The sequence below is a fragment of the Falsiroseomonas frigidaquae genome (assembly GCF_012163145.1).
Classification (GTDB): Bacteria; Pseudomonadota; Alphaproteobacteria; order Acetobacterales; family Acetobacteraceae; genus Falsiroseomonas; species Falsiroseomonas frigidaquae.
Genome location: NZ_JAAVTX010000006.1, coordinates 75921 through 88991, shown reverse-complemented (window position 1 = coordinate 88991; position 13071 = coordinate 75921). Strand labels below are relative to the sequence as shown.

The 13071-nt window shown below is 70.3% G+C and carries 12 protein-coding genes; 2 read left to right on the top strand and 10 right to left on the bottom strand.

What is annotated here, in order from left to right; genetic code table 11:
- Nucleotides 1-58: 58 nt before the first annotated feature.
- Complete coding sequence (locus tag HB662_RS20005; protein WP_168052058.1) at nt 59-1003, top strand: pirin family protein; 945 nt, start codon at nt 59-61, stop codon at nt 1001-1003.
- Nucleotides 1004-1006: 3 nt separating this feature from the next.
- Here the strand turns inward: HB662_RS20005 and HB662_RS20000 are convergent, their stop codons facing one another.
- The 7 genes from HB662_RS20000 to tmk all read right to left on the bottom strand — a co-directional run bounded on the left by HB662_RS20000 (nt 1007) and on the right by tmk (nt 7960).
- Nucleotides 1007-1924 (bottom strand): sugar phosphate isomerase/epimerase family protein, encoded by a 918-nt coding sequence (locus HB662_RS20000; RefSeq protein ID WP_168052056.1) that lies wholly within the window; start codon nt 1922-1924, stop codon nt 1007-1009.
- Nucleotides 1925-2101: 177 nt separating this feature from the next.
- The gene (gene mazG, locus HB662_RS19995; RefSeq protein ID WP_168052054.1) at nt 2102-2902 is read right to left on the bottom strand and encodes a nucleoside triphosphate pyrophosphohydrolase; all 801 of its coding nucleotides are present in this window, start codon (nt 2900-2902) and stop codon (nt 2102-2104) included.
- A 212-nt stretch (nt 2903-3114) separates the two neighbouring features.
- A complete protein-coding gene (locus HB662_RS19990) occupies nt 3115-3909 on the bottom strand; it encodes an MBL fold metallo-hydrolase (RefSeq protein ID WP_168052052.1) in 795 nt (264 codons plus the stop codon).
- Nucleotides 3906-4685, bottom strand: a complete 780-nt coding sequence (locus HB662_RS19985; protein ID WP_456305483.1) for a TatD family hydrolase — start codon at nt 4683-4685, stop codon at nt 3906-3908. The genes HB662_RS19990 and HB662_RS19985 overlap by 4 nt, the downstream gene beginning before the upstream one ends.
- 2 nt (nt 4686-4687) lie before the next feature.
- Nucleotides 4688-6217: a methionine--tRNA ligase gene (gene metG, locus HB662_RS19980; protein WP_342449547.1), complete on the bottom strand. Its 1530-nt coding sequence runs from the start codon at nt 6215-6217 to the stop codon at nt 4688-4690.
- A gap of 40 nt (nt 6218-6257) precedes the next feature.
- A complete protein-coding gene (locus HB662_RS19975) occupies nt 6258-7325 on the bottom strand; it encodes a DNA polymerase III subunit delta' (RefSeq protein ID WP_168052048.1) in 1068 nt (355 codons plus the stop codon).
- Nucleotides 7322-7960, bottom strand: coding sequence for a dTMP kinase (gene tmk / locus HB662_RS19970; RefSeq protein ID WP_168052046.1), 639 nt, complete (start codon nt 7958-7960; stop codon nt 7322-7324). The genes HB662_RS19975 and tmk overlap by 4 nt, the downstream gene beginning before the upstream one ends.
- Nucleotides 7961-8093: 133 nt before the next feature.
- Here tmk and HB662_RS19965 point away from each other — a divergent pair, with 133 nt between their 5' ends.
- Nucleotides 8094-9797 carry a methyl-accepting chemotaxis protein gene (locus HB662_RS19965; protein ID WP_168052044.1) on the top strand — a complete coding sequence of 568 codons (1704 nt, stop codon included), beginning with the start codon at nt 8094-8096 and terminating at the stop codon, nt 9795-9797.
- A gap of 71 nt (nt 9798-9868) precedes the next feature.
- Here HB662_RS19965 and HB662_RS19960 read toward each other — a convergent pair whose 3' ends face one another.
- Genes HB662_RS19960 through HB662_RS19950 form a run of 3 tightly spaced genes read right to left on the bottom strand, consistent with a single transcriptional unit; the run spans nt 9869 to nt 13006 of the window.
- Nucleotides 9869-11083, bottom strand: a complete 1215-nt coding sequence (locus tag HB662_RS19960) for a D-alanyl-D-alanine carboxypeptidase family protein (protein WP_168052042.1) — start codon at nt 11081-11083, stop codon at nt 9869-9871.
- Between the two features lie 28 nt (nt 11084-11111).
- Nucleotides 11112-12044, bottom strand: coding sequence for an SPOR domain-containing protein (locus HB662_RS19955; protein WP_168052040.1), 933 nt, complete (start codon nt 12042-12044; stop codon nt 11112-11114).
- Nucleotides 12044-13006 (bottom strand): lytic murein transglycosylase, encoded by a 963-nt coding sequence (locus HB662_RS19950; protein ID WP_168052038.1) that lies wholly within the window; start codon nt 13004-13006, stop codon nt 12044-12046. The genes HB662_RS19955 and HB662_RS19950 overlap by 1 nt, the downstream gene beginning before the upstream one ends.
- Nucleotides 13007-13071 lie beyond the last annotated feature (65 nt).

Sequence of the window (13071 nt, the reverse complement as noted above, 5' to 3'; positions counted from 1 at the left end):
CCTCCGGACGGCCGTGCTGGTCCATCTGATGGCCTGACCCGCAGGGAGAACGCGCACCATGTCCACCCTCATTGACCCGACCAACCCGCTGCCGCCCGGCCTCGAGACCGTCATCCTGCCGCGCACCCACGACATTGGCGGCTTCGAGGTGCGGCGCGCCTTGCCGGCCAAGGAACGCCAGATGGTCGGCCCCTTCATCTTCTTCGACCAGATGGGCCCAGGCGAGTTCCTGACCGGCACAGGCGTGGATGTCCGGCCGCACCCGCATATCGGCCTGTCCACCGTGACCTATCTGTTCGAGGGCGAGATCCTGCACCGCGACAGCCTGGGCACCGAGCTGCCGATCGCGCCCGGCGACGTGAACTGGATGACGGCCGGGCAGGGCATCGTTCATTCCGAGCGCACCGCCACGCAGCGCCGTGCCGCGCCGCATCGCCTGTCGGGCATCCAGTCCTGGGTGGCGCTGCCGAAACCGCATGAGGAGACGGCGCCCGCCTTCGTCCACCATGGCGCGGCGCAGCTGCCGACCCTGGATGCGGAGGGGGTGAAGCTGCGGCTGGTGGCGGGCAATGCCTGGGGCCTCGCTTCCCCCGTCAGCACGCCGATGGAGCTGTTCTACGCCGATGCCGTGCTGGCGCCTGGCGCGCAGGTGCCGCTGCCGGACCAGCAGGAGGAACGCGGCGCCTACGTCTTCTCCGGCAGCGTCGAAGTGGCCGGCCAGGTGTTCGACGCCGGGCGGATGCTGGTGTTCCGCGCCGGGGATCGCATGTCCCTGAAGGCCGGGCCGCTGGGCGCGCGTCTGCTGCTGCTGGGCGGCGCCGTCATGGACGGCCCGCGCTACCTGTTCTGGAATTTTGTGAGTTCCTCCCGCGAAAGGATCGAACAGGCCAAGGCGGATTGGGCGCGGGACCGCTTCGGCACGCCTGTCCCCGGCGAGACGGAATGGATTCCGCTTCCGGAGAAGAAGGTCGTGCGGGCCGGCGAGGGGTCGCCGACCAGCTGAGCGCTATTCCGCGGCCAGCGCGAAGGGCGCGGGCGCCAGTTGCAGCCGCGCCGCCCAGGCGCGGCTGGCCGCGATCGCCTCGGGGAAGGCGCTGCGGTAGCGGTGATTCACCTCGACATCGGCCACCAGATCGTCCGGCCAGGTGCAGGCTTCGGCCAGCGAATCCCAGGGGATGCTGCCCCAGCCCATCGGCAGATGCAGGTCGCCGATGCCGAAGGCCAGCGCCTCGGTCACGCTGTAGGTCCAGAAATCATTCGGCCGGCCGAAGCTGTCATGCAGGTGCAGGTGGCGCGACAGCGGCGCCAGGGCGCGGGCTTCCTCCAGGAAATCCACGCCCCACTGGCCGCAATGCAGCCAGCCATGGCTGATGTCGAAGGTCGCCATGACGTTGGGGTGCGCGATGGCGCGCAGCTCCTTTGCCAGGCGGCCGGGCAGGGCGGTGGCCTTGATCCCGGTGAATTCGAAGATGTTCTCGACGCAGAGCGTCACCCCATGGTCCCGCGCCACATCGCCCATGCGGGAGAGATGCTCGCGCTGCCGGTCGAAGGCGGCCTCGATGCCGGCGGACTGGACGGTGGGGACGAAGCCGGAATGGATCACCAGGTTGCGGCACTCCAGCGCCGCGGCGGCGGCGATGTTGGCGCGCAGCACCTCCAGGTGCAGGGGCACCCGGAACGGGTCCTCCATCAGGTTGATGCCGAGATGGCCGTGCAGCACGTAGCCCAGGCCGCGCCCGGCGCAGATCCGCCGCACATCGGCCAGGCGCCGGTCCTGGATGCGGCCACCAACGATCACATCAAGCGCGTGCAGCGGCAGTTCCGCGATCTCCACCCCCAGCGCGGCCGCATCGTCCAGCGCCGCGGGCAGGTCGGCCCAGTCGGGGTCCTTCACCTGGATGGTGAGCGAGAGCGGCGGGGCCATGGGCGAAACCTTCCTTGGGGAGGGTTCGCAACCTAGCCGGGGCGAGGCGGCGCGTGGCGGAAGGCTGCGTGAAGCCTGGATGAAACTCGTGTTCACCCTCTGTTCGAGTGGTCGACTGGCCCGATGCCTCAATGTAGCGCTGTGTAGCGAGACAGATATTGATGTAGTTTTACTACATCAATCTTTCTCCACCGCCTTCACCGCCTGCCACTCGGCCTCCATCGCAGCCAGCCCGGCATCCGCGGGCGCCAGGCCGCGCGCCGCCAGCCGCGCCTCCATCTGGTTGAATCGCCGCGTGAACTTCGCATTGGCGCCGGCCAGGCAGGTCTCGGGGTCCAGGTCCAGCTTGCGGGCCAGATTGACCATGACGAAGAACAGGTCGCCGAGCTCATCGGCCTGCCGCGCCTTGTCCATCGCGGGCAGCTCCGCCCGCAGCTCCGCCGCTTCCTCCTCCAGCTTGTCGAGAACCTCGCCAGGCTCCGGCCAGTCGAAGCCGACCCGTGCGGCGCGGCGGGAGATTTTCAGCGCGCGGGTTAGCGCGGGCAGGCCCACGGGGATCCCGGCCAAGGTGCCGGTCTCAGCGCGGTCGGCGCGCTCGGCTTCCTTCTGCGCCTCCCAGGCCCGGTTCTGCATGCCGGCGTCGCGTGCGGCGGCCTCGCCGAAGACGTGCGGATGGCGGCGGATCATCTTGCTGCAGATCGCCTCGGCGACCTCGGCGAAGCCGAAATGCCCAGCCTCGCTGGCCATCTGCGCGTGGTAGACGACCTGCAGCAGCAGGTCGCCCAGCTCGTCCTGCAGCTGCGGGAAGTCCGGACCGCGGGCGATCGCATCCGCCACCTCATAGGCTTCCTCAACCGTGTAGGGCGCGATGGAGGCGAAATCCTGCACCTGGTCCCACGGGCAACCATCCGGCGCGCGCAGGCGAACCATGATGGCGAGCAACCGCGTCAGGGCGGCGGCAGGATCAGCATGCGACATGGGCGGCGAATCTCCGGGGCGAGGGCGGCGGCATCCTGGCGCAGCGGCCGCAATCCCCAAACCCTCCCGGATTTATCCCCAAATCTGTTTGCCGCATAATATATATTATGGAAAATACTGGATTGGGGATAAGCCTGGGAGGAAAGCGGGGATTTCCATAATATTCTTGTCTTGGGAGGTTGGTTCTGGGGACCACTGGAACAGAGGGTGAATCAGCCCTCCGGGATCTCCAGCACCATCCCGTCATGGGCCGGCTCGACGCCTGCCGGCAGCATGCGGTGCAATTCGCCGAAATCCATGTCGGTGCCCATGTGGGTCAGCACCGTCCGCCGCGGCTTCAGCCGCGCCACCCAGTCCAACACCTGCGCGACATCGGCATGCACCGGATGCGGTCGGCGCTGGAAGCAGCCGACCACCCAGGTATCCAGCCCCTCCAGCTCCGCCAGGCTTTCCTCCGGCAGCGTCACCACGTCGGTCGAATAGCCGAAGCGGCCGATCCGGAAGCCCAGCGTCTCCATCACCCGATGATCCTGGCGGAACACCTGGACGGACATGCCGGCCATGGTCACCGTCTCCCCGGGCGCGATCGCCCGCGCGGTCAGCGCCGGGCGGTAGAAGCCGGGCGGCGTCGGCGCGCGGAAGGCATAGTCGAAGCGCTGGCCGAGCTGCGACAGCGTGCTGTAGCTGCCGAAGGCATCCAGCGCCGTGCCGGTCAGCCGGTTGACGCTGCGCAGGTCATCGATGCCGAGCACATGGTCGGCATGCGCGTGGGTGAAGGCCACCGCATCGATCGTTGCGATGCCGCATGAAAGGAACTGGTTCCGCAGATCCGGCCCGGCATCGATCAGCAGCCGCCGTCCGGCAGCATCCTCCACCACGGCGGAGGTCCGGCTGCGCCGGTTGCGCGGATCGGCGGGGTCGCAGACGCCCCAGGCGCCGCGGCCATCCGTGCCGCCGATCTGCGGCACCCCGGCCGAGCCGCCACACCCCAGCAGCGTGACCCTCACGCCTTCGCCCGGTTGAACAGGCGGCGGAAATTGCCCGTTGTCAGATCCGCCAGCGCGGAGAGGCTGAGGCCCCTCACCTCCGCCAGCCTGGCCGCAGTATGCACCACATAGGCTGGCTCGCAGCGCTTGCCGCGCAGGGGCACGGGGGCGAGGTAAGGGCTGTCCGTCTCCACCAGCAGCCGGTCGGCCGGCACCTCCGCCGCCACGGCGCGGATCGCATCCGACTTCGGGAAGGTCAGCATGCCGCTGAAGGAGACGTAGCCGCCAAGCCGCACCGCGGTGCGCGCGAGATCCGCGCCGGAGGAGAAGCAATGCAGCAGGAAGGGAAATTTCCCGCGTGCATCCTCATCCTCCAGGATCGCCGCGATATCCGCATCCGCGTCGCGCGCATGGATCACCAGCGGCAGGCCGGATTTGCGGGCGGCACCGATATGCCGGCGAAAGCCTTCCTGCTGCGCCGGCCGCGGCGCCTTGTCGTAGAAATAATCCAGGCCGCTCTCGCCGATGCCCACCACCTTGGGGTGGTCGGCCTCCGCCAGCAGCGTCTCGACGCTCGGCACATCGCCCTCGCCGGCATTGTGCGGGTGGATGCCAACGGTGGCGAAGACGTTCTCGTAGCGGTCCGCGATCTCCCGCACCGTGGCGGCGCCCGGGCCGATGCGGGTGCCGATGGTGACCATGATGCCGACGCCGGCCGCCTTGGCGCGCGCGACGACATCCTCCTGCTCCGCCCCCTGGAAATGGTCCAGGTGGCAATGGCTGTCCACGATCAGCATGGTCAGGCGGCCTGCTCGATCTTGCGGAACAGCGGCTCCGGCGGCGGCAGGGCCAGCCCGGCGGGCAGCGGGGTTGTCAGGGCATCGAGCCCCCTCGCCGCCTCCGGCACGCCGAGCTGGTCCAGCAGCTTGGCCATGGTCCCGGGCATGAAGGGCTGCAGCACGGTGGCGAAGGCGCGCAGCGCATCATGCAGGTGGCGCAGCACGGCAAGCCCGCGCGCCGGGTCTGTCTTCTTCAGTGCCCAGGGCGCGGCCACCGTGATGTAGCCATTGGCGTCGCGCACCGCGGCCATGATGGCCTCCAGCGCCAGGTGGAATTCCTGGCGGTCGATATGCGCGCCCACCACGCCGGGCAGCGCCGCCACCTGGGCGGCCAGCGCGGCATCGGCCTCGGTCGGCGCGGTGGCCTCCGGCAGTACGGCATCGGCGTTGCGCTGGATCAGCGACAGGGTGCGGTTCGCCAGGTTGCCCAGCGCATTCGCCAGCTCGCCATTCAACCGGTTGACCAAAGCGGAGCGGGAAAAATCGCCGTCCTGGCCGAACGGCACTTCGCGCAGCAGGAAGTAGCGCAGCGGGTCCAGCCCGAATTCCTCGACCAGCGCCACCGGATCAATGACGTTGCCGAGGCTCTTCGAGATCTTCTGCCCCTCATTGGTCCACCAGCCATGCGCGAAGACGCGCTGCGGCGCCGGCAGCCCGGCCGCCAGCAGGAAGGCCGGCCAGTAGATGGCGTGGAACCGCAAAATGTCCTTGCCGACGAAATGCACCTCGGCCGGCCACAGCTTCCACTCGGGCGCCGTCTCATCCGGGTAGCCGAGCGCGGTGATGTAGTTGGTCAGCGCGTCGATCCAGACATACATCACATGGCTGTCGTCGCCCGGCACCTTCACCCCCCAGGTGAAGGAGGTGCGGGAGATTGAAAGGTCGGACAGCCCCGATTTCACGAAGGCCACCACCTCGTTCCGCCGGCTGGCCGGCAGGATGAAGTCGGGGTTGGCGTCGAAATAGGCCAGCAGCTTGTCGGCCCAGTTGGACAGGCGGAAGAAGTAGGACGGCTCCTTCACCCATTCCACCGGCGCGCCGGAGGGGGCGTATTTCACGCCGTCCCGCTCCACCAGCTCATCCGGTCCGTAGAAGGCCTCGTCGCGCACCGCGTACCAGCCCTCATAGGCGCCGAGGTAGATCTCGTCATTCTCGACCAGCTTCGTCCACAGCGCCTGGCAGGCGCGCTTGTGGCGCTCCTCCGTCGTCCGGATGAAGCCGTCGTTGGAGAACCCCATGGTGGCGGTGAGGTCCCGAAAACTCTGGCTCACCTTGTCGGTGAAGGCCTGCGGGTCCATCCCCGCGTCCTGCGCGGCCTTCTCCACCTTCTGGCCATGCTCATCCGTGCCGGTCAGGAAGAACACCTCCCGCCCCTGCAGCCGCCGCCAGCGCGCCATGACGTCGGCGGCGAGCGTGGAATAGGCGTGACCGACATGTGGCTTGTCGTTCACGTAATAGATGGGCGTGGTGATGTAGGAGCCTGAGGTCACAGCATTTGCTTCCGGTTTCTCGCCCATCAGCGCCCATCCACTACCGACGGGACGGCGAGAGCCAGAGTAGCGCCGTCAGCACCGCCTGCTTGCGGTCCAGGCTGAGCACATCCGTCTCGGCTGCGAGCCGTCCAAGGCTATCCCACAGGGTCGACCACTCGGCAAGCGGACGGTCCTCCAGCCAGGCCGGTGCCCCCTGGCCGCGCGCCGCCTGCCGCACCCCGGCGGAGATCGCCCGGCGCAGCAGCGCCATGAAGGTGGCGAAGCTGCTGCCATCCCGCTTCGCCGCCACCGCATCCGCCACCTTATGCCAGTGCCGCCGGTTGCCGAGGTCGCCCAGCACCTGGTCGACCAGCGCCTGCAGAGCCAGCCCCTCACCTTCCGCCAGCGCCACCGCCTGCCCGGCCGAACCCTCCGCGATCTGCCCGAGCGTCGCGCGTTCCGTTGCCGAAAGCTGCGGCAGCAGGCGCATCAGCAGCGGGTCCAGCGCAGCGTGATCCAGCGGCGCCAGGTCCAGCCGCCGCACCCGGCTGCGGATCGTCGGCAGCAGCCGGTCCGGCGCCGCGGTGGTCAGCACGATGACGGCGCGCGGTGGCGGCTCCTCCAGCGTCTTCAGCAGGGCATTGGCCGCCTGCGGCTGCATCTGCTCCGCCCCATCCACCAGCACGAAGCGCCAGCCACCCTCGGCCGGGGTCATCGCCAGGAAGCGGATGGCGGCGCGCACATCCTCCACCCGGATCACCATCTTCACGCCGCCCTTCTCGCCGGTATTGGGCCGCAGCGCCCGCAGATCGGCATGGGCGCCAGCCAGGATGCGTCGGAAGGTCGCGTGCTGCGGGTCGAGATGCAGCGGCGTTTCGCCCGGCGGCACCTGCCCCTCCGCGCCGCCGGCCAGCAGCCAGCGGCCGAAGCGGTAGGCGAGCGTCGCCTTGCCGATGCCGGGTGGGCCCGCCAGCATCCAGGCATGCGGCAGCCGGCCGGATTGCGCGGCGCGTTGCAGCGTCTCCGCCGCCGCGTGATGGCCGAACAGTTCCGCCATGGCGCGGACGGGCAGGTCGGCGTCTTCCTCGAAGACCTGTTCCTTCAACGCCCTCGGTGCGCGGCTCATGCCGGAACTCCCGCCGGCAGGCGTTCATCGACCAGCGCCGCGATGCGGGCCGCGACGGCATCCGCATCCGGCGTCGCATCCACCGTGGCGCAGCGGCCCGGCTCCGCCGCCGCGATCGCCCGGAAGCCGTCGCGGATGCGTTGGTGGAAGGCGGTATCCAGCTTCTCGTAGCGGTCGGCCGCCACGCCGCGGCGGCGCGCGCGCGCCATGCCGATATCCACCGGCAGGTCCAGCAGCAGCGTCAGGTCCGGCGCCTGGCCCTCCAGCGCGATGTCCGCCAGCGCCGCGATGACCGCCTGCGGCACGCCCTGCCCGTGGCCCTGATAGGCGCGTGTGCTGTCCGCGAATCGGTCGGAGATCACCCACATCCCGGCCGCCAGCGCCGGGCGGATGGTGCTGACCAGATGCTCGCGCCTTGCGGCGAAGACCAGCATCGCCTCCGCCACCGGATCCAGCCCGGCCCCGCCCAGCAGCAGCCGGCGCATCGCCTCCGCCCCTGGCGCGCCGCCGGGTTCGCGGGTCAGCAGCACCGGCAGGCCGCGCTCGGCCAGGTGCCGGGCCAGCCGCAGGGCCTGGGTGGACTTCCCCGCCCCCTCGCCGCCTTCCAGGGTGATGAACCGGCCATGATGCTGCATGGCCCTATCTCGCCGCTTCCCGCTCATCACTCAAGCGGCACGCCGCGGGAAACAAGCCCGCAACGACCCTCTGCAAATTGATGCTCACCGCGGGCCCCATCCTGGCCGTGGCAATACAGGGAGCGGTTTGGCGATGGCATGGCTTTCCGAGGCGAGCTTGCGCGTGAAAATTCTTCTGGTCGTCGGCGTTCTGGGCGTCCTCAACCTCGGGGCCGCCGGATTCCTGGTCTGGCACTGGGTCGACGACAGCGCCGAGTATGAGCAGATGCTGGGCCGTGAGGTCGAGGTGATGGGCCATGCCCTCTCGATCCGCGGCGACATCCAGAACATCGCGCGCAACATCAACAATATCCGCCTGCTCGAGGACGCGCCGGAGGGGCTGCCGCCACTCGAGACCACGATCGACGGGTTGCTCGCCGAGATCGAGCGCCGCGCCGGGTTGATGGAGCGGAGCGGCGAAGGGATCGCGACCCGGATCGTCGCCGAGACGCGGCAGACCACGACCCGGATCCGCCGCCTCGCCAGCCGGATCTACGCCGTGAAGCGCGCCGCCGCGCCGGGCCATTCGGAGGCCATCGAGGCGCTCTGGGCGAGCCCCGAAGGCCGCGCGGCCGTGCAGGGGCTGTATGACCGCATCGCCGAATTCGCCCAGACACTGCGCGACCAGGTCCGCAGGGATTCCCGCGCCATGGCGGATAGCGGCGAAAGAACCGCGATGTTCGTGCTGGGCGGTATCGCCCTGCTGCTGCTGGCCGTGGCGCTCGGCGTGGTCGCCTTCGTCCAGCGCAGCGTGGTGCGCCCGATCACGGAGCTGGAGGCCGCCATGGCCCGCATCCGCGACGGCGACGATACCTCCCCGGTCCAGGGTGCGGAGCGGCGGGATGAGGTGGGCCGCATGGCCGCCAGCCTGCTGCGCCTGCGCGACGGGCTTGCCGCCGGGCGCCGGGCGCGTGAAGCGCAGGAAGCGGCGGCGAAGGTTCAGGTCGAACGCGCCGGCCGCATCGATGCGCTGGTCCGGGGCTTCGAGGCGGAGGCGACGGAAGTGCTGGTCCAGGTCAGCGCCGCGGCGACGCAACTCGACGCCACGGCCGGCGAAATGGGCCGGACGGCCGAGCAGGGCGCGACCCAGGCCACCGGCGTGGCGGCGGCGGCCGAACAGGCCAGCGCCAATGTCCAGACGGTGGCCGCCTCCGCCGAGGAAATGGCATCCTCCATTGCCGAGGTCGCCCGCCAGGTGGCCGAGAGCGCCCGTGTCGCCAACCAGGCGGCGGAAGAAGCCCGCGCGACCGATCATGCGGTGGCGAGCTTGGCGACCGGCGCACAGAAGATCGGCGACGTGGTCCGGCTGATCGGCGACATCGCCAGCCAGACCAACCTGCTCGCCCTCAACGCGACCATCGAGGCGGCGCGTGCCGGGGAAGCCGGCAAGGGGTTCGCCGTGGTGGCGAGCGAAGTGAAGACCCTGGCCGCGCAGACCGCCAAGGCGACCGAGGAAATCGCCGGGCAGATCGGCCAGATGCAGGCCGAGACCCAGGCCGCCGTCGCCGCCATCCAGGGCATCGCCCGCACCGTGCAATCCCTGAACGGCATCGCCGCCCAGGTGGCCGCGGCGGCGGAGGAACAGGCCGCGACGACGCAGGAGATCGGTCGTTCGGTGGCGGAAGCGGCCAGCGGCACGCAGAATGCCAGCCGCAACGCCGCCGGCCTTGCCGCGGGCGCCGAACGCACCAGCCAGGCGGCGAACGACGTGCGCTCCGCCTCCGGCGTGCTGTCGCGGCAGTCGGAAGGGCTGCGCAGCCAGGTGGACAGCTTCCTATCCGGCATCCGCGCGGCCTGAGGCCACGCGCCGGTGCGGGGGCGCCAGCGCCCCCGCACCGGTCAGCCCCGCACCGGTCAGCCCCCGCACCGTCAGCCCGCGAACCAGCGCCCGATCACGGCGGGGATGCGCGGGAAAAGCCCGAGACGGTCCACATCCGCACCCGCGATCAGCGGCACATTCATCTCGGGAACCCCCTGCCCGCCGATCAGCAACGTGCCGATGCCTTGGCCCTTGCTGACCGGCGCCGGCACCGGCTGCTCGTAGCGCACACGCACATCCAGGTTGCGGCGCCATTGCCGCGGCAGGGTCAGCACCAGGTCGCGGCCGGCCACCAGCGGCACGGTGGCGCGTTCGCCAAGATAGACCGGCACTTCCTCCACCGTATCGGCGGCGCGGAACACCACCACATTCTCGAATTCGCGGAAGGCCCATTCGAACAGGCGCTCGCTTTCCTCCGCCCGGGCGCGCATCGAGGGCAGGCCGTTCACCACCAGTATCAGGCGGCGCCCGCCACGGATGGCGGAGGCGGTCAGGCCATAGCCGGCTTCCTCGGTATGGCCCGTCTTCAGCCCGTCGGCGCCCGCCACGCGGCTGAGTGCCGGGTTGCGGTTCTCCTGGCTGATGTCGTTCCAGCGGAAGCTGCGTTCGTTGTACAGGCTGTAGTATTCGGGGAAGTCGCGGATGATGCGCCGCGCCAGCGTCGCCAGGTCACGCGCTGTCATCCGGTGTTCCGGATCAGGCCAGCCGGTCGCGTTGCGGAAGGTGCTGTCGCGCAGGCCAATGCGGCGCGCGGTCTCGTTCATCAGCTCGGCGAACTGCGTCTCGGACCCGCTGATGCCCTCGGCCAGCACGATGCAGGCATCGTTGCCGGACTGCACGATGACGCCGCGGGAGAGGTTCTCCACGCTGATCGAGCTGCCGACCTCGACGAACATCTTGCTGCCGCCCATGCGCCAGGCGCGTTCGCTGACCGGAAGCTGCTGGTCCATCCGCAGCCGGCCGTTCTTCAGCAGCTCGAACACCACATACATCGTCATCAGCTTGGACATCGACGACGGCGGCATGCGTTCATCCGCCACCTTCTCCAGCAGCACGGCGCCGGTGTCGTAGTCGATGATCAGCGCGTGCCGGGCGGTGGTATCCAGCGGCCCCAGCGGCGTATTGGCCGGGCTGGTCGGCGGCGGCGCGGGACGCGCGGCACGCTGCGGCGCCTGGCGCTGCGCCAGGGCCTCGGTTCCAACCAGGCCCGTGGCGAGGCCGGTGGTGAGGCCGGCAGCGGCCCCCATCATGTCACGGCGGCGCATCGGCAGCCTCCCCCTGTCGCGGCGTTGATCAGTCAACGCGAATCCTGGCCTCGGATACGCCGGCCCGCAGAGTCCCCTCAAGCGCCCTGTCGGCCTCGGGCACCGAGTTGAAGGGGCCGAGCCGCACCCGGTAGCTCGGCTGCACCCCCCGGCCGCGCCCGCCCAGCACATCCACTCGCGCCCGCAGCCCGGCCAGCCGCGCCGCCTGCCGGTCCGCGAGATCGCGGCGGGAGAAGGTGGCAAGCTCCACCCAGAGCTGCCCGGGACGCGCCGGCACGCGCGTCACCCGTTCCGGCAGCCGCAGCGGTGGCGCCGTGCCACTGGAAGCGGCGGTCGCGGCGCCCGCCTGGCCGGCGCCAGGGAATTGCCGCGCCTGGCGCAGCCGCGTCGCCTGGGTGGCGCCCGGCGGCGGAGCCAGATCCTCGCGTCCCACCGCACCGACCGGCGCGGCGGCGATCTCAAGCGGCGGTGCCTCGGTGTTCGGCAGGCCGGCGGCGAAGGCGCGAGACTGGTCTCCCACCACCTCGATCCGCACCTGCGCCACGCTGCCCGGCCGCAGCCCGATCAGCTCCGCCGCGCGGCGGGACAGGGCGACCACCCGGCCCGGGTTCTCCGGCCCGCGGTCGTTCACCCGGACCTCGACGCGCAGGCCGGTTTCCAGGTTGGTCACCGCCAGCACGGCGGGCAGCTGCAGAGTGCGATGCGCCGCGGTCAGCGCGGTGGGGTCGTGCACCTCTCCATTCGTGGTGCGACGGCCGGCGCGGGTATCGGCGGCGGCGACGGCAAGGCCCGTCTCGTCCAGCCCGAAATCCTCGCGCGGGTAGGACCAAAGCCCGCCCATCTGGTAGGGCGCGCCGATCATGTAGCGCGGCTGCGCCACCGGCCCGGCATCTCGCCGCGCGCAACCCGCGACTCCGGCGAGGAGCAGCGCCGCCGCCAGCCCATACCAGGCACGCCGCATCAGGCGACGCGGTCCGACAGCATCCCGACCGCCAGGGCGTAGTAGTTGGAGGGGTTGTAGCGGCGGATGACGTTGAAGTTGTGGTAGACGAGGAAGGCCTGCCCGCTCGGCCCCGGAATCAACACCGCGGCCTGCATGTCGAGCGGCGGCAACGGCACCCCATCCGGCCGCTGCACGCCCATCCGGACCCAGTCGCGCAGCGGTCGCATGTTGTCGCGGCGCGCCTGGTCCGGGTTGAAGCCCGCCGGCAGCACCACTTCCCGCCCCCAAAGCTCATCGTCCCGCCAGCCGGAGCGAGACAGGTAATGGCCGATGGAGCCCAGCGCATCCGCCCGGTTGTCCCAGATGTCGCGGCGGCCATCGCCATCCATGTCCACCGCCAGCCGCTCGAAATTGCTCGGCATGAATTGCGGGTGGCCCATGGCGCCGGCCCAGCTGCCGCGCATCCGCGCCGGCGCCACATGCCCGGCATCCAGGATCTTCAGCGCGGCCATCAGCTCGTTGCGGAAATAGCTGGCGCGACGGCCGTCCCAGGCCAGCGTCGCCAGCGACTGGATGACGTTCATGTTGCCGGTGAAGCCGCCGTAATTCGTCTCCAGCCCCCAGATGGCGGTGACGATCCGGGGCGAGACGTTGAAGCGGGCCTGCACCGCCTCCAGCGTCGCACGGTTGTCGGCGAAGGCGCGGCGGCCGGCATCGATGCGCTGCTGCGACAGCCGCGCATCGCGGTACTGTTCCCAGGTCTGGGTGAATTCCGGCTGCCGCCGGTCCAGCTCCAGCACCCGGTCATTCGGACGCAGCCCATCCAGCGCCCCGTTGAGCGTGGATTGGGATACCCCGGCGCGTCGCGCATCCGCGCGCACGCCATCGAGGAAGGCATCAAAGCCTTGGCTGGCCGCCTGCGCGCGCGAGGCGAGCAGGAGGGCAGCGGCGGAGAGGAGGATGCGCCGGGTCGGGACCATGCCGCTGGATGCCACAGCCAGGGGGGGTGGAGCAACGCACGGTTGCGCCGGCAACGAACAGTGAT